This is a genomic window from Veillonella intestinalis (assembly GCF_943193155.1).
Taxonomy (GTDB): Bacteria; Bacillota; Negativicutes; order Veillonellales; family Veillonellaceae; genus Veillonella_A; species Veillonella_A intestinalis.
In genome coordinates this window covers 382,529-407,722 of sequence record NZ_CALPDB010000001.1, presented here as the reverse complement: position 1 = coordinate 407,722, position 25,194 = coordinate 382,529, and the positions used below count along the sequence as shown (strand labels likewise).

The window sequence follows — 25,194 nt, the reverse complement described above, 5'->3', positions numbered from 1 at the left end:
AGAGGTGCTATATGCGTATACAAATTGTAATGCACTTAGTGGGGCAACTAATTCTAGTTGTAGCCGCCATTATGCTTGTGCCATTCTGCTATGGCTTGGTATTTGAAGAAATTTATGCATCTTTCTTGATAAGCTCTGTGTTGGCCGCTATTACGGGGGGACTACTTTATCGTTATGGTGAGTCCAGTTCAACTTACAGCTTGAGAGATGGCTTTCTAACTGTAAGTTCTATTTGGATATTTGTTTCTTTTTTTGCAGCCTTGCCTTTTTATTTTGGTGGGATTTTGCCTAACTTTGTTGATGCCTTATTTGAATCTGTATCAGGTATTACTGCTACAGGTGCTTCCGTAGTTTCTGATATCGACAGTTTGCCACCAAGTTACGTTCTTTGGCGCAGTTTGACACACTGGTTAGGCGGCATGGGGATTGTGGTTTTAGTCCTTGCATTTCTAAAGAATTTAGGAGCTGACTCGGCTCATTTGTTTAATGCAGAAGCCTCCGTTCCAAGACCGGGCGTTGTATTACCGCGAATTCGTTCTATGGCTTTTAAGTTATGGACTATTTATCTATTATTTACCGCTGTTTGCTTTATATCGCTTTGTTTGGCTGGTATGAGTTATTTTGATGCTGTAAATATGACTTTTACTACTATTGCTACCGGTGGATATACTCCGAATACAGGGGTGGCAGAGATTTATGCTGAAAATGGAATTATCAGAGGTTTATTGATGTTTTTTATGATTTTAGCAGGTGGTAATTTTACGGTATATTATGCTGTTTTTCAACGGGGATTGAAAGCAGTATGGCAAGATTTTGAGTATCGTATGTATTTACTTATTTTAGGAATTGGTATTTTTATTGTCACCTTAGCTTTATTTTTCGCTGGTGGTCAAAGTATTAATGACGCGATTAATAATGCTTCCTTTATGCTTGTATCTATGCAGACAGGTTCTGGCTTGGCTTTAGGTAATTATGATATTTGGCCACCATTAGCACAAATGATGTTATTTACAGCGACCTTTTTTGGTGGTTGTAGTGGATCTACAACGGGTGGTATTAAAATTATTCGAATTATTATTTTAATAAAAAGTGTGATTATCTATTTACGTAAAGCGATTCATCCAGATATTGTGCAATCCATTACCATTAATGGCAAGCGGATGCCACAAAAATGGGTGCAAATGACTCAGGAGTTCTTTTTCTTATATATGACAGTATTTGCTATTTCCGCCTTAGGTATTTCGGCTACAGGACTTAGTTTTGGTGAGTCTTTACAATGTGTAGCGGGCATTTTAGGCAATGTAGGGCTTGCTTTTGGTGCATTAGGACCAGAAGGCTCCTTTACTATATTGCATCCTATAGCTAAAGTCATTTGTATTGTAGATATGTTATTAGGTCGTTTGGAGTTATTTACTTTATTAGTATTATTGCATCCTGATTTTTGGCAGGGATATTTCTTAAAACGTCGTAAACGTAGTTATAAAGTATGGCAACCTACAGGGACTCATCGCCGTTTATAATTTTTACTATCATAGAAAGGAGCTTCTTGATGACACAAATAGTAAAACAACCATTAGGTCTGTATAAGGCGAATTGTTATGTGTTAAAAGAGGCGGGGCAGGCTATAGTTATTGATCCAGGGTTTCATGCACCCAAAGTATTGGACATGGTTGGTAATGATGAGTTATTGGCTATTGTACTAACTCATGGCCATTGTGATCATATATGTGCTGTTGATGGGGTACGACAAGTAAAGCCAGTACCAGTATATATGCATCCAGGAGATGACGAATTATTGCACACAAAGCGTCGCATGCCATCGGCGTATAAGGGATTATGTCAATCGCCTTATATACCACTTTCAGAAGGGAAATTAGAAATAGGACCATTTGAACTATCTATTTTTGAAACGCCAGGTCATAGTAAGGGCAGTGTAGTTATTCAATGGGAGAATCATATTTTTACAGGCGACACACTATTTAAAAATTCTGTAGGTGCTACGAATAACTATAATGGGGATGCTCAGGTGTTAGCTAAGTCTTTGCAACGAATTATGGGTTGGGATCCAAAGTTGATTATTCATCCCGGTCATGCAGAGGATACAACCTTAGAAATAGAGCTAATTCATAATCCCTACTTAAAAGCATAGGTTATATGTGTTTTTGATATAAAGAAAAATGTATAATACCTGTTGACAAAAATGTCTATATGAGGCATAATAACGTTCATAACATAGATACAAACGATGACCGAGATAAAGATATGCGTCACTGATACAGAGAATTGGCGGTTGGTGTGAGCCAATACACACGGATATGAAATACTCACTCGAGAGTTTCTTTTGCGACAGGTAGTAAAAGACGTCTAGCCCACGTTATGGGTGATAACCAAAGTATAATGTAGGGTGGTACCGCGTATTTAACGCCCCTATTCACAATTGTGAATGGGGGCGATTTTTTTCTCTATGAGTACAAGTTACATAAACCAACTTCAATAGTTATATTTTTGGTTACTAAAGTATAATGTAGGGTGGTACCGCGTTTTCACGCCCCTATTTGCAACTAGCAAGTAGGAGCGTTTTTTAGTAAAAGTTTTAATAGAATGGGGCTATATTTTTTTACTAAATATTGTCTTTCTACATTGTATATCTGTGTTGTGTTATGAGTTGTTAATTTATAATGTTATAGTTTTGCGAGAGAGGACGAGATGTATGAAAATGATGGGTATGAAACAAATGGGGCGGATGAGTAAGCGTATGATGCGCAATATGATTGGTCTTTCTTTAGTGACAGCCTTAGCAATTGGGGTAGCTGGCTGTGGTAGCTCTAGCGGAGGTTCTGGTAGTAGTGATGAAGCAAAAGTAGCTTTGCTGACGGTTACTTCTGGTGGGGCTGCTGCTTATGGTGAATCTGTAAAAAATGGGGCAGAGTTAGCCGTTGAAGAAATTAATAAAGATGCTAATAGCATTAAAATTAAACTTCAAGTGGAAGATACAAAAGGTGATAAGAATGAAGCAATTAATGCTATGAACAAAGTAATTCATAAGGATAATGTAGTGGCCGTTGTTGGTCCTATGCTATCTGGTGACATGTTTGCGGCAGGACCTATTGCCAATAAAAATAAAACCGTAGTATTTACTACAACTTCTACAGCCGAAGGGATTACAGAAATTGGCGATTATGCATTTAGAAATGCTGTGCCTGAATCAATTGCTGTAGCAGAAGCAATTAAACAGTCTCATGAAAAACTTGGTTTTAAAACAGCTGCTATTATGTATTCTAATAATAATGACCAAATGGTATCTGTTAATAAGACAGCAGAAGCGACTTTACAATCCTTAGGGGTACAAGTTGTCGATTCTGAAACATTTGCAGATAAAGATACAGATTTTTCAGCTCAATTAACTAAAATTCAGCGAGCTAATCCAGATATTGTCATCGTAGCTTCTTTGTACCAAGAAGGGATTTTAATTGTTAAAAAAATGCGCGAAATGGGTATGACTCAAAAAGTTATTGGTTCTAATGGCTTCAATACACCGGTATTTATTAAAGGTGCTGGCGCTGCTGCGGATGGGGCTATTGTAGGTACACCTTGGTTCCCTAATAAAGATGATCAAAAAGTTCGTGACTTTAGAGCCGCTTATAAAGCTAAATATGGTACGGAACCAGATCAATTTGCAGCCCAAGCTTATGATGGTATGTACATGGTAGAAAAAGCATTAAAAGATTCTGGTAGCACTACGGATCGTGAAAAGTTTAGAAATGCATTAGCCAATCTTAAAGATTTCATTGGTGTAACTGGTAAATTTGTATTTGATGAAAAACGCAATCCAAAAATGGAAGTGCAAGTATTGGAAGTTGTAAATGGTCAATATGATGCCCTTAAAGGTAAGTAGAATTTTTAAAATTTAAATCTTGTAGGTGCGGTGAACGATTCTAGTTCACCGCTACCTATTCTACCTATTATAGATGTATAGGAATTGAGAAAAAGGAGCGAAAGAGAGTGCTTATACAACAATTAATCAATGGCTTGACCCTCGGCAGCTCATATGCGGTTATAGCGTTGGGTTTAACCCTAGTTTTTGGGGTTTTAAATATTATTAATATGGCTCATGGTGGCATTTTTATGCTCGGAGCTTTTATTGGACTTTTACTGGTAACTGAATTTCATGTTAATATTTTTGTCGCTATTCTTGGTGCTATGCTTGGCGGTGCTGTTTTAGGGTATATACTCGAAGTATGTGCTTTACGACCTTTACGACGCAAAAAAGTATCTCATTTGGCACCTCTTATTAGCACTATAGGGGTGTCTATTTTTTTAGAAAGTATGGCCTTACTAATCTGGGGTCCACAGACACGTTCTTTCCCTACAGAATTTACTGGTAGTGTTATTGATTTTCAATTATTTAAAATTTCTACGGTTCAAATCATTAGTTTAGGAACGGCGATTTTATTGATGGTGGCCTTAAATATTTGGTTAAAACGCACTAAAATTGGTAAAGCAATTCGTGCCACGTCTTTAAGCACGGAAACAGCTTCTTTATTAGGTGTAAATACTAATTTTATTATTTCCTTAACGGTTATGGTAGCCTCTGCGTTAGGCGCTGCCGCAGGGGTATTAGTAGGTCTTACCTTTGATGCGATTGAACCTATGATGGGTGTCGTTATTGGCTTTAAAGGTCTAGCTGTACTGATTTTAGGTGGCTTAGGAAATATACCAGGGGCTATGGCAGGGGGCTTTATTTTAGGCCTTGCTGAAGTATTAACAGTTGCTTATGGTGATTCATCGTATCGAGATGCAGTCGCATTTGGTCTTATTATTGTATTATTATTCTGGCGTCCACAAGGGCTTTTTGGCGCTAAAGATAAAGGGGGTCGACCATAATGGATATTTTTAATCCCTATTATCTACAAATTTTTATGTTTATGATTATAAATGCTATTATGGGCATTTCAATTTATATTACATTGGCTACCGGACAGCTTAGTCTTGGCGCAGCAGGTTTTATGAGTGTAGGAGCTTATGTAGCGGCATTGTTAACATTAAAGCTATCTTTACCGATTAGTTTGGCTATTTTAATTGGAGGCCTATGTGCCATGTTAGTAGCCTTCGTTATTGGCTTACCAACTACACGTTTACAGGGTTTATATTTAGCGATTGCCACATTAGGGTTTGGTGAAGTAGTACGCGTTATTTTCCTTAATTTAGAAATTACTAATGGTGCTTTGGGCTTATCAGGTATTCCATCAATTGCACAAGAAATAACTGTCTTTTTTTATGAAATAGGACTTGATGGTATAGGCGATTTAGATGCACAAACATTAGGCAATATTGGTTTAGTCATTATATTGCTTGTTTTACTCGCTTTATTAATTTTCTTCTGTGTACGCATTAATAACAGCCGAATTGGTCGTGCATTTGCCGCCATTAAGGCGGATGCTCATGCAGCCGAATTGATGGGGATTAATGTAGTGTATTATAAAATGGCAGCCTTTATGATTGGCGCATTTATCGCTGGTATTGGTGGCGGTTTGTACGCGCATATTACATTCTTTATTAATCCTACTGATTTTAGCTATCACAAAGTAGTACAAATACTATTATATCCAGTCTTTGGCGGTTCAAATGTAGTGTGGGGTTCATTATTAGGTTCTTTTGTCTTAACCTTATTACCTGAAGTATTACGCTTTATGGCTGATTACCGAGATGTAATTTATGGTATTTTGTTAGTCGTGCTTATGGCTGTTCGCCCCGATGGTTTGATTACCGAACAAGTGGTTGATCGTATCGGTAGAAAATTTGGTTGGATTAAAGATTATCAACCAACTGGTGAGCAGCAGGTTTTAACAGAACGTTTTCAACGTATGAGGGCTGAACATTTAGAGCAGCCTAAAGAACATAAACGATAGGAGGATAGCCATGTTATTAGAACTAAATGACGTAAGTAAACGCTTTGGCGGTATTGCTGCTTTGACAGGCATATCCTTTGGTGTTGAACAAGGTGAAGTATATGGTGTAATTGGTCCTAATGGAGCCGGTAAAACAACCTTATTTAATTTAATTACTGGTGTATTTCCTGTATCAGACGGTGAAATTGTATTTGATGGTTTATCCATTGTTGGTATTAAGCCTCATCGTACGGTAGAAATGGGGATTGCGCGCACCTTTCAAAACATTCGGCTTTTTGGCAATATGACAGCTTTGGACACCGTATTTACTGGTATGCATTGTCGAACGGGTTCTGGCTTTTTAAGTAGTTTTTTACGAACTAAACGGCAGCGCATTGAAGAAGAACGCTGTCGTGGAATTGCCTATGAATTTCTTGAATTTGTAGGTTTAGCTGAAGATGCTAATACAGTGGCTACTTCTTTGCCCTATGGCAAACAGCGAAGACTTGAAATAGCGAGGGCTTTAGCAACACATCCGCAATTAATTTTGTTGGATGAACCTGCAGCGGGTATGAATGATAGTGAAACGGAATTATTGCGTCAATTGATTGGTAAAATTCGCGATTTAGGAATTACTGTTATTGTTATTGAACATGATATGTCATTAATGATGAATATTTGTGATCGATTAGTGGTGTTTAATTTTGGTAAAAAAATTGCAGAAGGAACGCCAGCTGAAATTCAAGCCAATCCATTAGTTATTGAAGCGTATTTAGGGAAGGAGGCATAAGATGCTAAAGTTAGAAGGTGTTGTAGCTGGTTATGGCAATATAACCGCTATAAAGAATATTAGCTTTGAAGTGCCTGAAGGTTCTATTGTTTCACTTATTGGTGCTAATGGGGCTGGTAAATCTACAACGATGCGTACCATTATGGGGTTATTAAATCCTTCTGAAGGGGCTATTACCTTTGATGGCGTGAATATCTGTTATAAGAAGACTCACGATATAGTAAAACAAGGGATTTCTTTAGTTCCAGAAGGCCGTCAAATATTGCAAGATATGTCTGTGTATGAAAACTTAGAAATGGGGGCTTATACACGCAAAGATAAGGAAATAGAGCAAGATATTAAAGCTGTGTTTCAAAGATTTCCTATTTTAGATGAACGCAGTTATCAGCTTGGTGGCACTTTGTCGGGCGGACAGCAGCAAATGCTGGCGATTGGTCGAGCCCTAATGGCACGGCCTAAGTTATTGCTATTGGATGAACCATCTATGGGACTCGCACCTTTAGTAGTTAATGATATTTTTAAAACCATAAAAGAGATTAATGAGGCTGGTACTACTGTGTTGTTGGTAGAACAGAATGCACGGCAAGCTTTAAAAATTTCTGACTATGCTTATGTATTAGAAACAGGTAAAATTGTGCTTCATGGTACTGCCCAAGAGATTGCTAATAATCCAAGAGTAATGGATGCTTATTTGGGCGGAAAATCTGAATAAGAGGGAATAGAATGTGGATGACTAGTGCAAATTAAAGATTTGAAATAAAATTTTAAATTTGCACTAGACAAAGTGGTTAGAAAAATGGTAGAATTATTTTCGTTGTTAAGGCTTATGTAAGTAGGAAAAAGAAGCTTAAAAATCTTTTAAAAAAGTTGCTTGACATTTACTGCTGAAACCCCTATAATAACAAAGTAACGTAAACGGCCCCGTGGTGTAGCGGTTAACATGTCGCCCTGTCACGGCGAAGATCGTCAGTTCAAATCTGATCGGGGTCGCCACGTTTGCCCCGGTAGCTCAGTCGGTAGAGCAAAGGACTGAAAATCCTTGTGTCGACAGTTCGATTCTGTCCTGGGGCACCATGTGTGCGGAAATAGCTCAGTGGTAGAGCACCGCCTTGCCAAGGCGGGGGTCGCGAGTTCGAATCTCGTTTTCCGCTCCACTTTTTTGGCGGCATAGCCAAGCGGTAAGGCAGAGGTCTGCAAAACCTTTATTCCCCAGTTCGATTCTGGGTGCCGCCTCCATATATATTCCACCCATGCCGGGGTGGCGGAACAGGCAGACGCAACGGACTTAAAATCCGTCGGTTGGAGACAACCGTACCGGTTCGATTCCGGTCCTCGGCACCATTTAGACTGAACATTCGTGTTCAGTCTATTTTTATTTTAAGAAGTTTTAATTCAAAAGAAGGAGTTTTAATCCTCCATAGCGAACTATATAAATGAAGAATTAATCATAGCCATAAAATGATTATTTTAGCAGCTAAGTCTTTAGCTGTTAGTTTTAAAAGGTAATTGCTAGGAATGGATTGCTTAGTAGCTGTAAGGCCTAGCTAAAGGAGGATTTTGTATGAACTTTGAACTTCGGGATGGTCACAAGTATATTGATGAAGTAAAAAAATTATTTGTCGATTATGTTCGGTCCCTTGGTGTAGCGGCCGATATAAAGGAATTTGAAGGATTAGAAGATAAGTACAAAGGGGAACGCGAAGCTTTATATATTGCCTTTGTAGACAATGTACCAGCTGGTTGTGTAGCATTACGTCATGTGAACTATGAAACAGCTGAAATGAAACGCTTGTATGTACGTCCAGAATTTCGTCGTACGGGCCTTGGTATGAATATTGCTCATATTATTGTAGAAGAAGCTAAAGAAAAAGGCTACAAGACTTTATTATTGGATAGTTTGCCTAGCATGGAAAGCGCTAAGGAATTATATAAAGCATTAGGTTTTAAGAGTACTGATAGAAACGTGAAAAAGCCTGTACGTACGGTTGTTCATTTATCCTTGCCATTGGCATAAAATTTTCAATCTGAAGTCTTGGTATATTCATTACTAGTGAGGGTTGTCTATAATTTGAAATAAAAAAGCGAAGTAGGCTGTTATAGCTTACTTCGCTTTTGTGGTTTATGGATCTACTGCTTCTGGATCATTCGTCAAAGGCTCTTGTCCCAATAAGGTTGTCAAATTATACTTGTCAAAGCGATAATTTGGATTGGAGAAGTCACGACTTCGATCATATCGATTGGAAGGCGCTTGTAGAATGCCTGATATAAAATCATAGAGTAAATCATTAGTAAAATATTTGTGTTCATGATCTCGTAGAATTGAAGTAGTTTCAGGGAAGGCCGCTTCATATTCTGGGGATACATATACCCAGAGCGGGATACGTGTCATATCAAAATCAAAAATATCTGGATTGTGAGAATGATGTAAACTTTCACCATGGTCGGAGAAATAAATCATAGCTTGTAAATTTAATTTGTTTTTACCATAGGTATAGATTTGCTGTAAGAGCCAATCTGTGTATAGTTGACTATTGGCATAGGCTTCTTTGCCACGAGGTACTTCGCCAACTTTCCATTTACTGAATTCATGCGGATAGCGATCATTATAATAAATGTGACTGCCCATAATATGAATTACAATAAAGTTATTTTTATAAGGCTCTATTTGATCAAGTAATGGTAATAATACGCCATCATATTTGTCAGAGAACATATATGCTTCATGGGCCCAGAGAGGGCGATCAGCTGTTTTAGCAATCAGTGAAATAGCCGTATCATATTCGCCATATACGCCTTGATTACTAAACCAACTTGTAAAGTAACCAGCTTTTTTAGCTACATCCAAAATGCTGGCTGATTCTAAAAATGGCTTATCGTCATATTGATTACGTTCTGTAAGTGCTCTTTCTAATGTAGGCACTGTTTGCACATATGAAGAATAGGCATTGCGGAAAAAGATAAAGTTAGGATTATTGGCAGCCATTTCACTTTGCCATGGGGTATCTTCATATTCGAAATTAGGATTGTATACTTTCATATAATTTTTTGAAGAAGATTCACCGATGACTAAGATTACGGTACCTGGTACTTTTTGCGCTGCTGTATCTGTATTTGTTAATTGTAACTCATTATATATGGCCTGATGTTTATCACTATATTGTTGTAATTCTTTCATATATGTGGCTACATCACACCAGTTTTTTACTATATCAGTTTGATAAAAGCCAAAGGGCAGATAGATAGCACAACTTAAACAAATAATACTTAAACCACCAAGGCGGAATTTACTCATCGCTTGACGGCGGGCAAGTTTACTCATGCCCTCATTTGACCAGTAGTAGAATAAAAATAGAAGAATGGCTCCTAAGGTCATAGCCATGAGGCCCCAGATTCCTCCAGCACTTTTTAAGAAACCAAATGCTTCTTCTGGATTCGTTTGATATAATGCCATAAGGGTTGCTGGCGTTAAACAATGCCAAGTCTTTATGTAGTAGCCAATCTGAATTATAGGTATTATAGAAAGGCTCCATTGTATTAGCGCTATAATAAGGCTTACCCTACGTCGATAGGGTAAGTGATAGGCTATAAAGTAATGGATTAAGCTAAGTCCCATAAAGAGCAAGGCGCCAAATAAGAAATCTGAAAAGAATTCATAAAAGTAAAATGGTTTTGTATACGACCAGTGATATAGTAGTGGATATGTAAGGGCCCAGCTAAAGCCCAATAGACCATGGCCTAAAAATACACGATGCCACAAGGTACTACGAATTAATTGCTGAAATAAAGCTAGACCTAAGATGGAAGGGATAGCCAGTAAAGTTATATCTTCCCAATCAAAACCCAAGGTAATAGGTTCGTAAATATAGTAAAAGACGGCAAAGATGAGGATACACCACAAGGCTGCCTGTAAGATGGCGTTGCGCCACCAAAAAGTAAGTGGTTTCATAGTCAAGTCCTTTGTAATATAATATCATCAATACGATAGCAGAATTAGGGCAAAATTACAAGGAGATAATAGGATTTTACCTATACTTTAGGTTGTTAAATAGTAAATTTCTATGATACAATGAGAAAAAGGTTATCGAGACTTCGTGATAGCAATAAGAGGGGCGTATAACCCCTCTTATTTGTTTGACTATAAGGTGAGGAGACAGGATGAAATCCTACGAATATAAGTTGGCTGTATTTGAAGGGCCTTTGGATTTATTACTCCATTTAATTGAAAAGCATAAAATAGATATATATGATATTCCTATTGTAGAAATTACTTCACAATACATGGCACAACTTGAATTATGGCAAACTTTTGATATTCAATATAGTAGTGAGTTCTTAGTCATGGCAGCGACTTTATTACAGATTAAATCTCGCATGCTATTGCCACGAACAGCCCCTTTAAATCCAGAGGAAACGGAAGATCCTCGTGATGAATTGGTGGCTAATTTATTAGAGTATAAACAAATTAAAGAGTTGACCGATGCATTGACTGCAAAGACAGAAATAAGTAGTCAAAGTTTTAGTCGTCCTGATGCGTTAAGTCAATGGGGACAAGAATCTGTATTTCGTTTTGATATTGCTCAATTATATACAATCTTTAAATCTTGCTATGAACGGGCACAAGAAGTAGTACCTGAACCGCCTAAGGTTAAAGTGGAAAAAGAAGCGTATAGTTTAGAGGAGATGATTGATTCCCTATTGTTACGAGCTAAACAAACACGTCGTTTTAGTTTTGTCGCATTGTTGGAAGAAACTACAGTAAGAGCTGCGAAAGTAACTATGTTTATTGCTGTACTCGAATTGCTGAAACGACAGATTTTTAGCATTAGTGCTCCTAATGAGGGAAATAATGATGGTTCTTTGCAAGATGTAACACTAATTAGTGAAGTTATTTAAGCCTTTGAATCAGTTTATGTATAAAGAAAGGTATGAAAATAGAGTATGACAGATGTGAATCAGCCTACGGAAGCGATGTTATTGGCCCATGTAGAGGCCGTTTTATTTTCAGCGGCCAAACCAGTACCACTCGCTCTTTTAAGTGAATTATTTAATCTCTCTGAAGATGAATTAGATCACTTATTACAACTCTATAATGAGCAATTAGTAAAGAATCAACGCGGGCTGCGACTTAAGATTAGCGGTGTAGGTGCTGAATTGGTAAGTGCACCTGAAAGTAGCGCTTATGTGAGTCAAATTCGACAGCGCGAAGATCGTTTGTCTCCAGCCGCAATGGAGACTTTAGCAGTGATTGCATTTAAGCAGCCTGTGACAAAGAGTGAAATAGAAGAAATACGTGGTGTAAATTGTGAAAAAGTGTTAAAACAGCTAGTCACGCGGGATTTAGTCATGGAATTAGGACGGAAGGAAAGTATAGGACGTCCTGTTATATATGGCACTACGGATACTTTCTTACGTAGTGTAGGGATTGAGTCTGTAGAGACATTGAAGCAAGAAGTAATTGAAGATATAGCAATTGAGCATAAGGAGGCGTAAAGATATACTGATGGAAACAGAACGTTTGCAAAAATATATTAGCCGTTGTGGATATGTATCCCGACGTAAAGCAGAAGAACTAATTGTAGCGGGCAAAGTGCAAGTTAATGGGCGCTTAGTTACAGAATTGGGTGTTAAAATTAATCCTGCCATTGATAGAGTAAAGATTGAAGGGCAGCGGATTGAACCTGAAGCATTGGAATACTATATTTTTAATAAACCAAAGGGAAGTATCACTTCAGTAGGTGACCCTCAAGGCCGAGCGACAGTTATGGATTATTTAAAAGATATAAAAACTCGAATTTATCCTGTAGGTCGACTTGATTATAATACAGAAGGCTTATTGCTTTTTACTAATGATGGGGCCCTAGCACAGGCTTTAATGCATCCTTCTCGAGGTATTACAAAGACTTATGAAGTTAAACTAAAAGGTCGAGTTCTGGATGAACATCTTGAGGCTTTGAGTAAAGGGATTACATTGGAAGATGGTATAACTTCGCCGGCAGATTTAGTTGATTATGGATTTGATGGCAAAACTAATACTACGACGGTAGAAATTACTATTCATGAAGGTCGTAATCGTCAAGTGCGTCGAATGTTTGAACATTTTAAATACAGTGTGTACAATTTAAAACGCATAGCTTATGGTGGTTTAACTCTATCTGGTTTAAAACGTGGTGCTTATCGCAAATTACAAGGCGAAGAAGTAAGACAACTAAAAGCTTTTTGCAAATTACCGTTTGGCAAGACTAGTAATAATGATGCAAATGGTAAACGTGTATTAACTAAAGACAATAAAAAGCAATTTGGTCGTAGTGGCGCTAATCGTGGCAGTCAACGCCATAGTAGAGGAGGCCGTTAATGAAACATATCCTTGTGATAGGTGCTGGCGCAGCAGGACTCATGGCGGCAACTATTGCAGCCCGTGAAGGAGCCAAAGTTACGCTTATTGAGAAGATGAATATGGTAGGCAAAAAAATGGGTATTACTGGCAAAGGGCGTTGTAATATTACTAATGATGCACCTATTGCTGATTTTATTGGTAAAACGCCTGGTAATGGCAAGTTTTTAATGAGTGCCTATCAACAATTTGATAATCGTGATTTATTGGATTTATTACATAGCTGGAAACTAGCAACTAAAGTAGAACGAGGTGGCCGAGTGTTTCCAGAGTCTGACTCAGCCTTAGAAGTACGCAATATGTTTATGCGTGTTTTTAAAGGGTATGGCGGTATACTTCATTTGAACGAAGCAGTAAAAAAAATAATCGTAGAAGCTGGTGAAGTAAAAGGTGTTGTAACCGATAAGGAGACTTATTATGGTGATGCTGTTATTTTAGCTACTGGTGGTTTATCCTATCCTTTGACAGGTTCTACTGGTGATGGTTATAAAATGGCAGAAGCGGTAGGTCATACGATTACAGATTTGCGACCATCTTTAGTGCCTCTAGAAACCAAAGAGCTATGGGTAAAGGATTTAATGGGTTTAAGTTTACGTAATGTTGAACTTTCTGTAGTAGCTAAAGACAAGGTGCAGAGTAAGCAATTTGGCGAAATGATGTTTACTCATTTCGGTATTACAGGCCCTATTGTGTTATCGTTGAGTCATACCGTAGGGAAGCTATTAAAGAAAAAGAATATAGGCACGATTTTGTTAGAGATTAATTTAAAACCAGCTTTGACAGTAGAACAATTAGATCAGCGTATACAACGTGATTTTGTAACCTATTCCAAGAAGCAATTAGCTAATGGTTTGAAAGATTTATTACCACAGCGGTTAATACCTGTCATAATAGAATTGGCGGAACTAGAATCAGATAAATTTATCAATCAAATCAGTCGGGAAGAACGGTTACGCTTAGTTCATGTTTTACAACATATGCCATTAACATTTAAACAAATGCGTCCGATTGCGGAAGCTATAGTAACGGCTGGTGGTATTTCCGTTAAAGAGTTTGTGCCTAAGACAATGGAGTCAAAGAAAATAAAAGGCTTATATGCAGCTGGCGAGGTATTAGATATTGATGCTTTTACAGGAGGCTATAATTTACAAGCCGCTTTTGCTACTGCGTATGTGGCGGCTCAACATGCTGTGTATAGTGATGAAATATAGTATTTTTAAGTCCATGCTTACTGCATGGCAAGGAGTTTTGCATTATGAGTAATAAGCGGATTGCTGTAGCTGTTGATGGACCTGCTGGGGCAGGCAAAAGTAGTATCTCTAAAGTAGTAGCAAAAAAATTAGGCTATTTATATATTGATACAGGTGCTATGTATCGCGCAGTTACTTGGGCAGTTTTACAGCAGGGAATTGATCCAACTGATGAAAGTGCTGTAACAACTTTGTTAGATAATTTAACTTTGCGTTTGGAACCAACTGTTGAGGCTTTTAAAGTATTTGTTAATGGCGAAGATGTGACTGATGCTATTCGCAGTCAAATGGTCAATAACTCTGTATCTCAAATTGCATCCATTAAAACGGTACGCCAATTTTTAGTGGCTCAGCAACGTGCTATGGCTGCTGGTGGTGGCGTTATTTTAGATGGTCGTGATATTGGTTCGGTTGTGTTGCCTCAGGCGGAATTAAAAATTTATTTGACAGCCTCAGTAGATGCGCGGGCTAAGCGTCGTTGGCTAGAAACTAAAGAGAAAGAATCTATTTCCTTAGAAACTATTAAAGCTAGTGTAATGGCGCGTGATGAGATGGATACCAATCGTAAAGAGTCTCCATTAGTTTGTGTACCAGAAGCGATTGTGGTGAATTCAGATAATTTAACTTTTGATGAAACTGTAGACCGTATGGTACAATTAATAACAGCAGCTGAACAGTAAAGGAGTATTGCTTTATGGATAAATTTTCAGAATGTTTATGGCGTTCTGCCTTTCAAATTGTATATGGTTGGATATACAAAACAGATGTAGTAGGGCGTGAGAATTTTCCTAAGGAAGGCCCTGTAATAGTAGCGCCAAATCATAAAAGCAATAATGATCCTTGTATTGTGGGGCATGCCTTGCCTAGACATGTAAGTTTCATGGCTAAGGAAGAATTATTTAAAAATCCTATATCCAATTTTCTTTGCCGCTGGTTAGGCGCTTTTCCGCTTAAACGGGGTGGTGTAGATAAAATCGCAATTCGACATGCTATGAATTTGCTAAAAGAAAATTTGGTATTAGGTATTTTTCCAGAAGGTACACGGCAAAAAAAAGATAAAATGTTAGGCCGTTTTCATGATGGTGTTGCTTCTATGGCTCTTCGCACGGGTGTACCAGTAGTGCCAGTAGCAATTATGGGCTCCTATGCAATACAACGGGGACAAGTAGCGGCTATAATTGGTAAGCCTATTCCTGTAGAAAAAGCAAAGCCCACAGCAGAAGCTATTGCTGCTTTAAATGAAGAAATTAAATCAGCCTTAGAAAGCCTAATGGAAGAGTATAGAGCTAGTCATCCTGACTTTAAACGATAAAGGAGACAAACGTGGAAATACGTATTGCAGAAAATTGTGGCTTTTGTTATGGTGTAAAGCGTGCTGTAAGCATGGCACAAGATACCTCAAACCATTTAGACCGTAGTTATACATTAGGTCCTATTATTCATAACCCTCAGGTAGTTGCCAATTTAGAAAATCATGGTGTATATGCTGTGGATTCCTTGGAAGAAATTCCTAAAGGCACTGTCATTATTCGTTCTCATGGGGTAGGGCCTGCTATTTATGATGAAGCTACTAATAAAGGCCTTCATGTAGTAGATGCTACTTGTCCGCATGTAAAAAAAGCGCAACAAGATGCTAAATCGGTAATTGACTCTGAAATGTCACTTGTTATTTTGGGCGAAAAAAAGCATCCTGAAGTAATTAGTATCAATTTATGGGCGCAAAACAAAGGCATAGTCATAGAATCGGAAGAAGAAGCTGAAATTCTGCCTTTCGTGGAAAATAGGGGTGTAGTTGTACAAACTACCTTTTCACAATTTAAATTTCAAAGTATAATAGATATATTAGAGAAAAAAACTCAAAATCTAAAGGTTTTCAAAACGATTTGCACAGCTACTCAAGAACGTCAAAATTCGGCAGTAGACTTGGCAAAAACGGTGGACCTTATGATTGTGGTAGGTGGTAAAAACAGCGGTAATACGAACAGATTAGCAGAGGTCTGTCGTGACGTTGGATGTACTACTTATCATATAGAGACCGCTGCTGAATTAGAACTGGCTTGGTTTAACGAAGTCAACACGGTAGGGGTTACAGCCGGTGCATCGACACCCGACTGGATAATTAAGGAGGTCATTGACACAATGAATGAATTTGAAGAATTGTTAGCCAAAGAAGCTGACTGGGCAGAAGACTTTAAGAAAGGCACTGTAGTAGAAGGTACTGTAGTAGAAGTTGACGACGACAAAGCGTACGTTTCCTTCGGTTATAAAACAGAAGCAACTTTGAACCGTACTGAAATCGCTTATCCAGCACCTGCCTCTGCAAAAGACGTGCTAAAAAATGGCGATCACATCAAAGCCGTAATCATGAACCACATCAAGGAAGATAATCCTATCTACTTGTCCATCACTCGTTTGGCTAAAGACGAAGATTGGCAGTATGTACAAGAAGCTCAGGAAAAAGACGAACCTATCATCTGTAAAGGTGTGGACGCAATTCCAGCTGGTCTTGTAGTAACTGTAAAATCCCTTCGTGGTTTTATTCCACTTTCCCAAGGGGATGTACACTTCGTTAAATCTCTTGATAGCTTAGTAGGTACTGAATTTGAAGCTAAGGTATTAGAAATCGACGAAAAGAAAAACCGTTTGGTTCTTTCCCGTCGTGCAGTATTAGAAGTAGCTCGTCAGGCTAAATTAGAAGAAGCCTTGAAAAATATTAATGTTGGCGACAACTATAAAGGTATTGTACGTAAAATTATGCCTTATGGTGCGTTCGTTGATATCGGTGGTATTGAAGGTTTGCTTCACATCTCCGATATTTCTTGGCACAAAATTAAACGCGTAGAAGACGTGTTATCCGTTGGTCAAGAAATTGAAGTTAAATTGCAATCCTTTGATGAAGAAAGCAACAAACTTTCCTTATCCTTAAAAGCATTAACTAAGAGCCCTTGGGATGTAGCTGAAGAAACTATCAACGTGGGTGATGTATTAACTGGTAAAGTTGTTCGTTTAGTAGCTTACGGTGCATTCGTAGCTGTTAACGACGACATCCAAGGTTTACTTCACATTTCTCAAATTACTAAACAACGTAATGCTAAAGTAGAAGACTACTTAACTCGTGGTCGTGAAGTAGAAGTTAAAGTTATTTCTCTTAACAAAGATGAAAAGAAATTGGGTTTAGCTTTAACTGAATTAATGGAACCAGTAGAATCTGCTGATTCTGACGCTGAATAATTTTAGCAATTAGCACATAGTGCTTTTATAAAGGAGCTGTAGGTGGAATTTCCACTTTACAGCTCCTTTTGTCTATTTTATGATGAAGTAAAGCAATTAGTTTGTTTTTTACGCTTATAGTGAAGGCTAAGTTCTTTATGGATTACGTTGAATATGTTACAATGTAAAGTGATATTTTATGTTTGATTGAGGTGACAATATGGCAAAACCATTAGTAGCAGTAGTAGGGCGTCCTAATGTGGGAAAATCTACGTTGTTTAACGCCATAGTAAATAAACGTATTTCCATTGTAGAGGATATTCCCGGTGTAACACGGGATAGAATTTATTTTGACGCAGAATGGCTAAATAGAGAATTTACTATGATTGATACAGGGGGAATAGAGTTTATTACCGCTGATAGTCATGAAATTCCTAAAATGATGCGTTTACAGGCACAATTGGCTATTGAAGAAGCTGATGTTATTCTATTTGTTGTAGATGGTAAACAAGGGGTAGTACCAGCAGACGAAGAAGTAGCCAATATTTTACGAGCCAGTGGCAAGCCTGTTATTCTAGTAGTTAATAAGATTGATAGTGTAACACAAGAAGCAAATATTTATGAGTTTTATAATTTAGGCATTGGTGATCCTATTGGCATTTCTGCAAAAAACTTAATGAATCTTGGGGATTTGCTAGATGATGTAGTTAAGCATTTTCCTGATGGTGCCACAGCAGTATCAGAAGAAGATACCATTCACGTTGCTTTGATTGGCCGACCAAATGTGGGTAAATCTTCTTTAACAAATGCCTTATTAGGGCAAGATCGTGTTATTGTAAGTGATGTAGCCGGTACTACACGAGACTCTATTGATACACATTGGACACATGATGGTCAGAAATTTATTTTGATTGATACAGCCGGTATGCGTCGTAAAGCAAAAATTGATGCACCAGTAGAGCGCTATAGTATTGTACGTTCTTTGCGCTCTGTTGATCGAGCTGACATTGTAGTGCTTGTACTCGATGGTGTAGATGGAGTGACTGAGCAAGATAAAAAAATTGCTGGTTATGCTCATGAAGCTGGTAAAGGTATTGTTATCGTAGTCAATAAATGGGATTTAGTTGAAAAAGATGATAAAACTACGATTCGCTATACTGAAGATATTTATGATGAAATGGGCTTTTTGCGTTATGCACCTATTTTATTTGCTTCAGCTTTGACTAAACAACGAATTCATCGCTTATCTGATTTGATTAAATTTGTATCAGAACAGCAGCATATGCGCATTTCTACAAGTGTGCTCAACCAAGTGTTATCTGATGCGCAAAATGTAAATCCTGTGCCATCTCGCAGTGGACGCTTGCCTAAGATTTATTATATGACGCAAGCTTCCGTAAAACCGCCAACATTTATATTATTTGTTAATGAACCAGAATTAATTCATTTCTCTTATATGCGATTCTTAGAAAATCGTCTTCGTGAATCCTTTGGTTTTGAAGGTACGCCAATTCGTTTAATTTTACGTGGCAAGAAGGGAAATGATGACGACTAATGTTTACAATGTATACGGTTTTATTGGCTTTAGTTGCCTATCTATTAGGCTCTATTCCTAGTGGGTTAATTATTGGTAAGTTATTTTTTAATACTGATGTGCGTCAGTATGGAAGTAAGAATATTGGTGCCACTAATACGTATCGCGTATTAGGCATGAAAGCAGCCTTACCGGTATTCCTTTGTGACGCGGCTAAAGGTATGGCAGGGGTAGCGATTTTTTCACCAGAGCCAAACTTAATGCTCTTAGGTGGTATTTTAGCAATGGTTGGTCATAATTGGTCTGTATTTTTGGGCTTTAAAGGAGGCCGTGGTGTAGCTACGGGATTAGGAGTACTTATTTTTTTAGTGCCTCTTATTTCTGCTATTTGTTTTGCTACCTGGGCCGTGATTGTCTACTTTACTAAGTATGTTTCACTAGGATCTATTGTAGGGGCTGCCTTGGTGCCTATACTTATGATTGTTTTTGGCGAACCATTTTGGTATATCATTTTTGGTGGCGTAGCCGCTTTATTTGTAATTTTACGACATCGTGAAAATATTTTACGGCTCTTGCGTGGTCAAGAACTAAAAGTAGAACGAACGGAGCGTGATGATTCCTAATGAAAATTGGTATTATAGGTTCTGGGAGTTGGGGGACAGCATTAGCGTGTAAAGCTGCTCAAGCAGGCAATGAAGCCTGGCTCTATTGTCGTCGTGAAGAACAAGTTCAAGCACTGCGAGCGACTCGTGAAAACGTGACCTATTTGAAAGGTGTTATGTTACCTGACTCTTTGCAGATAAGTTCTGATTTAGCAACGATTGCAAAAGATAGTGATATTTTACTGATTGTAACGCCTTCTATTTATGTACGGCACACATTAGAACAATTACACTCTTTTGTGAACAAGTCTACTACTGTGGTTATTTGTTCAAAAGGCATTGAACGAGAAACTGGTAAACGATTATCAGAAGTAGCTAAAGAGGTACTAAGTAGTATTACAGATCGACTAGCTATTTTATCGGGGCCTAATCATGCAGAAGAAATTGGCCGTGATTTGCCAGCTACCACCGTGGTGGCTGGTACTAGTAAAGAGACTGCGGAGTTTGTGCAAAAAGCTCTTAGCACCCATAATTTTAGAGTGTATGTTAACGAAGATATGACCGGTGTAGAATTAGCAGGTACCACTAAAAACATTATTGCGCTAGCTGCTGGGATTGCTGATGGTATGGCATTGGGTGACAATTGTAAATCGGCCTTACTTACACGAGGGCTTCACGAAATGACAAAATTTGGTGTTGCTTTAGGGGCAAGGCGCGAAACTTATGCGGGCTTAGCAGGGATGGGTGATTTAATTGCTACTTGTATGAGTCAACATAGTCGCAATCGCGCTGCCGGCCAAAAATTAGCTAATGGCGAAACTATGGATTACATTATGAATCATTCCAATATGGTTGTAGAAGGTTTTTTTGCAGTAAAAACGGTGTATGAAGTAGCCCAAGCGAAGCAATTAGATTTGCCAATTACAAGTGTTTTATATGAGGTGTTATATCATCAAAAAGCACCACAAGAGGCCTTAATGGATTTAATGGGACGAAATTTAAAAGATGAAATGTTCCTATAATTAATTTTTCACCGTACATGTACTTTTATTTTGTTATATAATATACTATAATTAAGAGACAAGTGTAGGCATAAAGAGGGAAGTATGAGAATTATTGCAGGTCGTGCCAAAGGCCATAGTTTAAAAGCACCTAAAGGGATGAATACACGTCCGACCCAAGATCGGGTTCGTGAAAGTATTTTTAATGTGTTAAGTAATTATGGTTTAGTCGATACGACAGTCCTTGATTTATTCTCTGGCACAGGTGCTTTTGGATTAGAAGCAGTAAGTCGTGGTGCCTCACTAGCCGTTTGCGTTGATAAACGGACAGCGCGTATTATTAAAGAAAATGTAGTTCATTGCCATTTTGAACAAGACGTGGAAATTTTACCAGTTACTATTGAAGTAGCAGGTAAACAATTAGCAGGTCGGCAATTTGACTATATCTTCTCAGATCCACCCTATGAGCAAGGTTTTGTAGGTGCTACGTTAGCTGTAGTAGTGAATCAACAATTACTAAAAGAAAATGGAATGCTTATTGTGGAGCATCATGAAAAGGAACCACTTGTGTTACCAGAAGGCTGGCATATACTGAAAGAGCAGCAATTTGGTTATACAAAGGTTACGTATTGTGTACCCTATGAGCTTGAAAGGAGCTAGTATAGTGCGTATTGGCATTTGTCCAGGGAGTTTTGACCCTGTCACAAATGGGCATGTCGATATTTTCGAACGAGCGAGTAAGCTTGTAGATACATTGATTGTAGCGGTTTTAGATAATCCTAATAAACATAGTTTATTCACGCAACAAGAGCGTGTGGAATTAATTAAAGCCTCTGTAGCCCATATACCAAATGTTGAGGTTGATTGTGCATCGGGATTATTAATTGATTATGCCAAGTCAAAGAATAGTTATATGATTATTCGGGGCTTGCGAGCGCTCAGTGATTTTGAATATGAGTTTCAGCGAGCTTTATTTTCAAAATATTTAGATGATGATATTGAAACTGTGTTTATTATGACAAATAATAAGTACTCTTTTGTTAGTTCAACAGGAATTCGTGAGTTAGCGAAATTTAATGGCTCTTTGGACGGTTTAGTTCCTGAAACAGTAAAAGAGGCTTTGAAAGCAAAGTTTGCAAATCGTAGTAAATAGTACTAATAGGAGTGGCGAGAATGAAAACAGAAAAACTTTTAGAAGATTTGGAAAATTTAATCGAAACCAGTGGTCGCATTCCTATGACCACCAAACGTGTTATTGAAGAAGAAGAAATTATGCGCGTACTAGACGCTATTAATGAGTCCTTGCCATTAGAGCTTGAAGAGTCTCGTCGCATTATGAACGAAAAAGACAAAATTTTGGCTGATGCACAACGTCAGGCAGATACTTTGATTGCACAAGCTAAAGATTACATTGCTAAATTGACAGAAGAAAGTGAATTAGTAAAGCAAGCGCAAACACAAGCAAACCAGATTATTATGTTAGCTAATCAATCCTCACAGGAATTGAAAGATAGCTCAATTCAATACGCTAGTGATGTAATGCGCTATGTAGAAAATAATTTAGAAAAAACATTAGAAAGCTTACGTCAAAATCGTGAAAGCTTAAAACAATCCAATCGAGAATAAGTAAATAAAGAGGCTCTCAGGAAGTAACCTTAGTATATAAGGTGTTTCCTGAGAGCCTTTTTGGTTTCTTATAGAATTATTCGTATAAATTTGTCCCTTCGTTGAGCTGTGGTTCTTTTGGATCAATGACCGCTGTTTTTTGATTTGTATAGATAACAAAACCCAGTGGCGAAGCAGGGGGCTTTTTAATAAATTTTATAGGCGCATAATCAACGGCCACTTTTGAAGACTCACGAGCTTTACTAAAATAAGCTGCATATTGAGCTGCTAAGGTAAGCATTTCATCAGTTGCCATAGTTCCTTCAATAGGCCGTAAAATAACATGACTGCCTTGAACTTGTAAGGTGTGGAACCAAATATCGGTAGGCTTGGCAAAACGATGGGTTAAATATTCATTTTGTTGATTATTACGACCTATAAATATTTCACCGCCATTGATAGGAAAGCGCATAAAATTATGTTTAGGTGCTTTGTAGCTAACAGGCTTCTTAGATTTTTTTAGTAAACCTGCTTGTTCGCATTCGTTATAAATTTCTTGTACTAACTCTTTACTATCGGCAATGGATAAGCTATATAAGACAGATTGAAGGTAATCTATGCGCTGTGCACTTTGATTTAATTGATATAAGCCACTTTGCATACGATTTTTTAATTTTGTATATTGTTTATAATAATGCTGTGCATTTTCAACAATTGTTAATTCTGGTTGTAAGGGAATCGTAATGGGCTCTACAGGTTCTACTAAAATATTATCCAAAGTAATTGTGGGCTTATATTGAGTATCTAAATAGGCATTAATCATTAATAAATCACCATATGATTTATATTCTTCGGCTTTATCACTAGCATCTAATTCCGCTTGAATCTTTGAATGGCGTAACTCTTCTTTTTTTATGGCCTGTTGCAAAGTTCGCTCTAACTCGTGAGTGGTTGTGTTAATACCTCCTTGTTTGACAACGGCTAATTCTAAAGGTTCTGATATAGAATCATAGGTAGTTTTTAATTGGCCACCTAGCGCCACTAAGTAAGTGAGGGGAATAGGGCTATAAAACTTCTTATGCTTTTCATTTTCATATTCTAATAATTGGGTTGCTATAGACAGATCGTTTTTTAGTGCAATTAAAGCCTGGCCTAATTCATTAATGGCTTCACTAGTTAAAGTGGTTAACTCTGTTTTTTCACTAAGATTAGCTTTATAACAAACTTCTTTTAATAAGGCTGGACCAAAGCCATTAAAAATGCGACGTACAGTTTCAGCTACTGTACCTTGACCAAAATTGTGCAATAACTCTAATATTTCGTTATCTTTAAACTCGAATAAACTACCACGTTCACTATTAGGGGGCAATTCATAAGGTAGTTTAGGGGCAATGGAACGTTCCCGATTCATTAATGGCGTTACATGGATTAAGGCTTCCAAAATAAGTCCATCTTGCACAAAGATACAATTTGAATATTTGCCCATTAATTCAATGTAAATTCGATTAGAAATAAGTGAGCCATCAAGGGCTAATTTATCAGCACTAACACGTAATATACGATCGCCATTAAGCTGTTCAATCGCAGTGATACGAGCGCCTTCTAAATGTTTGCGCAAGAACATGCATAAAGCAGTCGGTTCTTTTGGCAAATCTGTTATGCCATGACTTAAATAACAGGCAGGCATATTACCAGCCGTGATTACTAAATCTTGATTACCTTTACTTGTATTTACTTTAAGTACTAAAGTTGTTTTATCTATTTGCAATAGCCGCTGAATTTGGCCAGTAACAAGATGCTTGGCTAATTCTTTGGTTAAAACGGCTAAGGTTAAACCATCTAAATTCATAGTTAACTCCTTTGTAATATTCAATATAATAAGTATATCACATTTATAAACTATAGAAGGGAGTAGATTCCTTTACCCTGTGTAAGTAACGTGATAAAATGAAATAGAATATGAAGATTAAGACATATATGTGAAACAATATTATGTAGAAAGGATAACTGGTATTATGAATAGTATGACCGGTTTTGGTCGTGGCATTGGGGTTGATGAGAGTTTACAGATTACAATTGAAATAAAAAGTGTAAATTCACGATTTTTAGATCTTTATCTCAATATGCCATCAACCTTATATTTTTTAGAGAATACATTACGACGTCATATCAAAGAAACCCTTCAAAGAGGTAAAGTAGAAATTAATGTATCGCTTAAAAATACAAGTGATCGGGAGAAAGTTTTTACTGTAAATACAACGTTGGCTAATCAAATTCGAGATTTTTTAGTTGTCCAGGGTTTTTCACCAACTAAAGAACGAGTAGCCTTACGGGATATGATGAGTATTTCACAAGATTGGTTAGTTTTAGAAGATGTACCCTTTGAAGAGTCTAAATTAGAAGGCGCTGCTGTTAGCGCTTTAAATTTAGCGTTAAAGGGTCTTTGTGAAATGCGTGCTCTTGAAGGTAATAATTTACAAGTTGAAATTGAAAAACGAGTAAATACATTAGAGTCAGTATTGCAAGAAGTGACGGCTAACAAAGATATAGCTGTAAAAAAATACGAAGAGCGCTTATTACAGCGGATTCAAAACGTGCTAGATAAAACCGATGTAACGGTTAACATGGATCGTTTTCTGCAAGAAGTAGCCACTATGAGTGATAAAACAGATATTACAGAAGAAATTGTACGTTTTGGCTCTCATGTGGTACAATTAAGAAACACACTAAAAGAGAATCAACCGATTGGGCGTAAGTTAGATTTCTTATTACAAGAAATGAATCGAGAAGTAAATACAATGGGATCTAAAGGATCCGATTTAGCCATAACAGACCGTGTTGTAGTATTGAAATGTGAGTTAGAGAAAATTAGAGAGCAAATTCAAAATATAGAGTAGGTTGCAAGAGTAAGGAGTCACTAAGT

At 37.6% G+C, this 25,194-nt stretch carries 23 protein-coding genes, 5 tRNA genes, 1 pseudogene and 1 other annotated feature; of the genes and pseudogenes, 27 read left to right on the top strand and 2 right to left on the bottom strand.

Translation table 11 applies throughout. The features are described 5' to 3' along the window. Positions 1–11: 11 nt before the first annotated feature. The 13 genes from NFR44_RS01895 (at position 12) to NFR44_RS01835 (ending at position 8,692) form a co-directional block, all read left to right on the top strand. Complete coding sequence (locus tag NFR44_RS01895) at positions 12–1,520, top strand: TrkH family potassium uptake protein (RefSeq protein ID WP_251440568.1); 1,509 nt, start codon at positions 12–14, stop codon at positions 1,518–1,520. Positions 1,521–1,549: 29 nt separating this feature from the next. Further along, on the top strand, positions 1,550–2,149 hold the full coding sequence (locus NFR44_RS01890; protein ID WP_251440566.1) for an MBL fold metallo-hydrolase: 600 nt from the start codon (positions 1,550–1,552) through the stop codon (positions 2,147–2,149). Between the two features lie 87 nt (positions 2,150–2,236). Continuing rightward, positions 2,237–2,432, top strand: a binding site (T-box leader). Positions 2,433–2,755: 323 nt separating this feature from the next. Beyond that, entirely contained in the window at positions 2,756–3,895 is a 1,140-nt protein-coding gene (locus tag NFR44_RS01885; RefSeq protein WP_371875162.1) for an ABC transporter substrate-binding protein, read from the top strand. Positions 3,896–4,002: 107 nt separating this feature from the next. Further along, positions 4,003–4,884: a branched-chain amino acid ABC transporter permease gene (locus NFR44_RS01880; protein ID WP_251440562.1), complete on the top strand. Its 882-nt coding sequence runs from the start codon at positions 4,003–4,005 to the stop codon at positions 4,882–4,884. After that, a complete protein-coding gene (locus NFR44_RS01875; RefSeq protein WP_251440560.1) occupies positions 4,884–5,909 on the top strand; it encodes a branched-chain amino acid ABC transporter permease in 1,026 nt (341 codons plus the stop codon). Before NFR44_RS01880 ends, NFR44_RS01875 begins: the two co-directional genes overlap by 1 nt. A 10-nt stretch (positions 5,910–5,919) precedes the next feature. Next, entirely contained in the window at positions 5,920–6,678 is a 759-nt protein-coding gene (locus NFR44_RS01870) for an ABC transporter ATP-binding protein (protein ID WP_251440557.1), read from the top strand. 1 nt (position 6,679) lies between these two features. Further along, positions 6,680–7,390 carry an ABC transporter ATP-binding protein gene (locus NFR44_RS01865; protein WP_251440555.1) on the top strand — a complete coding sequence of 237 codons (711 nt, stop codon included), beginning with the start codon at positions 6,680–6,682 and terminating at the stop codon, positions 7,388–7,390. A gap of 205 nt (positions 7,391–7,595) precedes the next feature. Then, positions 7,596–7,671 (top strand) — tRNA-Asp (locus NFR44_RS01860). Between the two features lie 5 nt (positions 7,672–7,676). Then, a tRNA-Phe gene (locus NFR44_RS01855) sits at positions 7,677–7,752 on the top strand. Between the two features lie 5 nt (positions 7,753–7,757). Continuing rightward, positions 7,758–7,832 (top strand) — tRNA-Gly (locus NFR44_RS01850). 7 nt (positions 7,833–7,839) lie between these two features. Then, a tRNA-Cys gene (locus NFR44_RS01845) sits at positions 7,840–7,914 on the top strand. Between the two features lie 16 nt (positions 7,915–7,930). Further along, a tRNA-Leu gene (locus NFR44_RS01840) sits at positions 7,931–8,019 on the top strand. A 220-nt stretch (positions 8,020–8,239) separates the two neighbouring features. Beyond that, complete coding sequence (locus NFR44_RS01835; RefSeq protein WP_251440553.1) at positions 8,240–8,692, top strand: GNAT family N-acetyltransferase; 453 nt, start codon at positions 8,240–8,242, stop codon at positions 8,690–8,692. A gap of 105 nt (positions 8,693–8,797) precedes the next feature. Here NFR44_RS01835 and NFR44_RS01830 read toward each other — a convergent pair whose 3' ends face one another. Next, positions 8,798–10,624, bottom strand: coding sequence for a phosphoethanolamine transferase (locus NFR44_RS01830; RefSeq protein ID WP_251440552.1), 1,827 nt, complete (start codon positions 10,622–10,624; stop codon positions 8,798–8,800). 209 nt (positions 10,625–10,833) lie between these two features. Between NFR44_RS01830 and NFR44_RS01825 the strand changes: the two genes are divergently transcribed. The 13 genes and pseudogenes from NFR44_RS01825 (at position 10,834) to NFR44_RS01765 (ending at position 22,292) form a co-directional block, all read left to right on the top strand. Next, the gene (locus NFR44_RS01825) at positions 10,834–11,571 is read left to right on the top strand and encodes a segregation and condensation protein A (RefSeq protein ID WP_251440550.1); all 738 of its coding nucleotides are present in this window, start codon (positions 10,834–10,836) and stop codon (positions 11,569–11,571) included. Between the two features lie 45 nt (positions 11,572–11,616). Further along, positions 11,617–12,168: an SMC-Scp complex subunit ScpB gene (gene scpB, locus NFR44_RS01820; protein ID WP_251440548.1), complete on the top strand. Its 552-nt coding sequence runs from the start codon at positions 11,617–11,619 to the stop codon at positions 12,166–12,168. A gap of 10 nt (positions 12,169–12,178) precedes the next feature. Next, positions 12,179–12,892, top strand: a pseudogene (locus NFR44_RS01815) (pseudouridine synthase); the annotation flags it as partial. Positions 12,893–13,029: 137 nt separating this feature from the next. Further along, the gene (locus NFR44_RS01810) at positions 13,030–14,280 is read left to right on the top strand and encodes a BaiN/RdsA family NAD(P)/FAD-dependent oxidoreductase (RefSeq protein WP_251440545.1); all 1,251 of its coding nucleotides are present in this window, start codon (positions 13,030–13,032) and stop codon (positions 14,278–14,280) included. A 44-nt stretch (positions 14,281–14,324) separates the two neighbouring features. After that, entirely contained in the window at positions 14,325–14,999 is a 675-nt protein-coding gene (gene cmk / locus NFR44_RS01805; RefSeq protein WP_251440543.1) for a (d)CMP kinase, read from the top strand. A 14-nt stretch (positions 15,000–15,013) separates the two neighbouring features. After that, positions 15,014–15,631, top strand: coding sequence for a lysophospholipid acyltransferase family protein (locus NFR44_RS01800; protein ID WP_251440541.1), 618 nt, complete (start codon positions 15,014–15,016; stop codon positions 15,629–15,631). 11 nt (positions 15,632–15,642) lie between these two features. After that, positions 15,643–17,550 (top strand): bifunctional 4-hydroxy-3-methylbut-2-enyl diphosphate reductase/30S ribosomal protein S1, encoded by a 1,908-nt coding sequence (locus tag NFR44_RS01795; RefSeq protein WP_251440540.1) that lies wholly within the window; start codon positions 15,643–15,645, stop codon positions 17,548–17,550. A gap of 199 nt (positions 17,551–17,749) precedes the next feature. Then, positions 17,750–19,084: a ribosome biogenesis GTPase Der gene (gene der / locus NFR44_RS01790; protein ID WP_251440538.1), complete on the top strand. Its 1,335-nt coding sequence runs from the start codon at positions 17,750–17,752 to the stop codon at positions 19,082–19,084. Between the two features lie 8 nt (positions 19,085–19,092). Next, the gene (gene plsY, locus NFR44_RS01785) at positions 19,093–19,686 is read left to right on the top strand and encodes a glycerol-3-phosphate 1-O-acyltransferase PlsY (protein ID WP_371875157.1); all 594 of its coding nucleotides are present in this window, start codon (positions 19,093–19,095) and stop codon (positions 19,684–19,686) included. Further along, positions 19,686–20,687, top strand: coding sequence for an NAD(P)H-dependent glycerol-3-phosphate dehydrogenase (locus NFR44_RS01780; RefSeq protein WP_251440534.1), 1,002 nt, complete (start codon positions 19,686–19,688; stop codon positions 20,685–20,687). Before plsY ends, NFR44_RS01780 begins: the two co-directional genes overlap by 1 nt. A gap of 84 nt (positions 20,688–20,771) precedes the next feature. Continuing rightward, the gene (rsmD, locus tag NFR44_RS01775; RefSeq protein WP_251440532.1) at positions 20,772–21,326 is read left to right on the top strand and encodes a 16S rRNA (guanine(966)-N(2))-methyltransferase RsmD; all 555 of its coding nucleotides are present in this window, start codon (positions 20,772–20,774) and stop codon (positions 21,324–21,326) included. A gap of 4 nt (positions 21,327–21,330) precedes the next feature. Continuing rightward, on the top strand, positions 21,331–21,819 hold the full coding sequence (coaD, locus tag NFR44_RS01770) for a pantetheine-phosphate adenylyltransferase (RefSeq protein ID WP_251440791.1): 489 nt from the start codon (positions 21,331–21,333) through the stop codon (positions 21,817–21,819). A 20-nt stretch (positions 21,820–21,839) separates the two neighbouring features. Then, positions 21,840–22,292 (top strand): ATPase, encoded by a 453-nt coding sequence (locus NFR44_RS01765; protein WP_251440530.1) that lies wholly within the window; start codon positions 21,840–21,842, stop codon positions 22,290–22,292. A gap of 76 nt (positions 22,293–22,368) precedes the next feature. On the opposite strand, the gene NFR44_RS01760 is transcribed toward NFR44_RS01765, so the two are convergent. After that, entirely contained in the window at positions 22,369–24,120 is a 1,752-nt protein-coding gene (locus NFR44_RS01760; protein WP_251440528.1) for an Rqc2 family fibronectin-binding protein, read from the bottom strand. A 166-nt stretch (positions 24,121–24,286) separates the two neighbouring features. Between NFR44_RS01760 and NFR44_RS01755 the strand changes: the two genes are divergently transcribed. After that, entirely contained in the window at positions 24,287–25,168 is an 882-nt protein-coding gene (locus NFR44_RS01755) for a YicC/YloC family endoribonuclease (RefSeq protein WP_251440526.1), read from the top strand. Positions 25,169–25,194 lie beyond the last annotated feature (26 nt).

Coding starts and splice junctions, on each gene's coding strand:
- NFR44_RS01895 (WP_251440568.1), top strand. CDS start 12: ATGCGTATACAAATTGTAATGCACTTAGTGGGGCAACTAATTCTAGTT.
- NFR44_RS01890 (WP_251440566.1), top strand. CDS start 1,550: ATGACACAAATAGTAAAACAACCATTAGGTCTGTATAAGGCGAATTGT.
- NFR44_RS01885 (WP_371875162.1), top strand. CDS start 2,756: ATGATGCGCAATATGATTGGTCTTTCTTTAGTGACAGCCTTAGCAATT.
- NFR44_RS01875 (WP_251440560.1), top strand. CDS start 4,884: ATGGATATTTTTAATCCCTATTATCTACAAATTTTTATGTTTATGATT.
- NFR44_RS01870 (WP_251440557.1), top strand. CDS start 5,920: ATGTTATTAGAACTAAATGACGTAAGTAAACGCTTTGGCGGTATTGCT.
- NFR44_RS01865 (WP_251440555.1), top strand. CDS start 6,680: ATGCTAAAGTTAGAAGGTGTTGTAGCTGGTTATGGCAATATAACCGCT.
- NFR44_RS01835 (WP_251440553.1), top strand. CDS start 8,240: ATGAACTTTGAACTTCGGGATGGTCACAAGTATATTGATGAAGTAAAA.
- NFR44_RS01830 (WP_251440552.1), bottom strand. CDS start 10,624: ATGAAACCACTTACTTTTTGGTGGCGCAACGCCATCTTACAGGCAGCC.
- NFR44_RS01825 (WP_251440550.1), top strand. CDS start 10,834: ATGAAATCCTACGAATATAAGTTGGCTGTATTTGAAGGGCCTTTGGAT.
- scpB (WP_251440548.1), top strand. CDS start 11,617: ATGACAGATGTGAATCAGCCTACGGAAGCGATGTTATTGGCCCATGTA.
- NFR44_RS01810 (WP_251440545.1), top strand. CDS start 13,030: ATGAAACATATCCTTGTGATAGGTGCTGGCGCAGCAGGACTCATGGCG.
- cmk (WP_251440543.1), top strand. CDS start 14,325: ATGAGTAATAAGCGGATTGCTGTAGCTGTTGATGGACCTGCTGGGGCA.
- NFR44_RS01800 (WP_251440541.1), top strand. CDS start 15,014: ATGGATAAATTTTCAGAATGTTTATGGCGTTCTGCCTTTCAAATTGTA.
- der (WP_251440538.1), top strand. CDS start 17,750: ATGGCAAAACCATTAGTAGCAGTAGTAGGGCGTCCTAATGTGGGAAAA.
- plsY (WP_371875157.1), top strand. CDS start 19,093: ATGTATACGGTTTTATTGGCTTTAGTTGCCTATCTATTAGGCTCTATT.
- NFR44_RS01780 (WP_251440534.1), top strand. CDS start 19,686: ATGAAAATTGGTATTATAGGTTCTGGGAGTTGGGGGACAGCATTAGCG.
- rsmD (WP_251440532.1), top strand. CDS start 20,772: ATGAGAATTATTGCAGGTCGTGCCAAAGGCCATAGTTTAAAAGCACCT.
- NFR44_RS01765 (WP_251440530.1), top strand. CDS start 21,840: ATGAAAACAGAAAAACTTTTAGAAGATTTGGAAAATTTAATCGAAACC.
- NFR44_RS01760 (WP_251440528.1), bottom strand. CDS start 24,120: ATGAATTTAGATGGTTTAACCTTAGCCGTTTTAACCAAAGAATTAGCC.
- NFR44_RS01755 (WP_251440526.1), top strand. CDS start 24,287: ATGAATAGTATGACCGGTTTTGGTCGTGGCATTGGGGTTGATGAGAGT.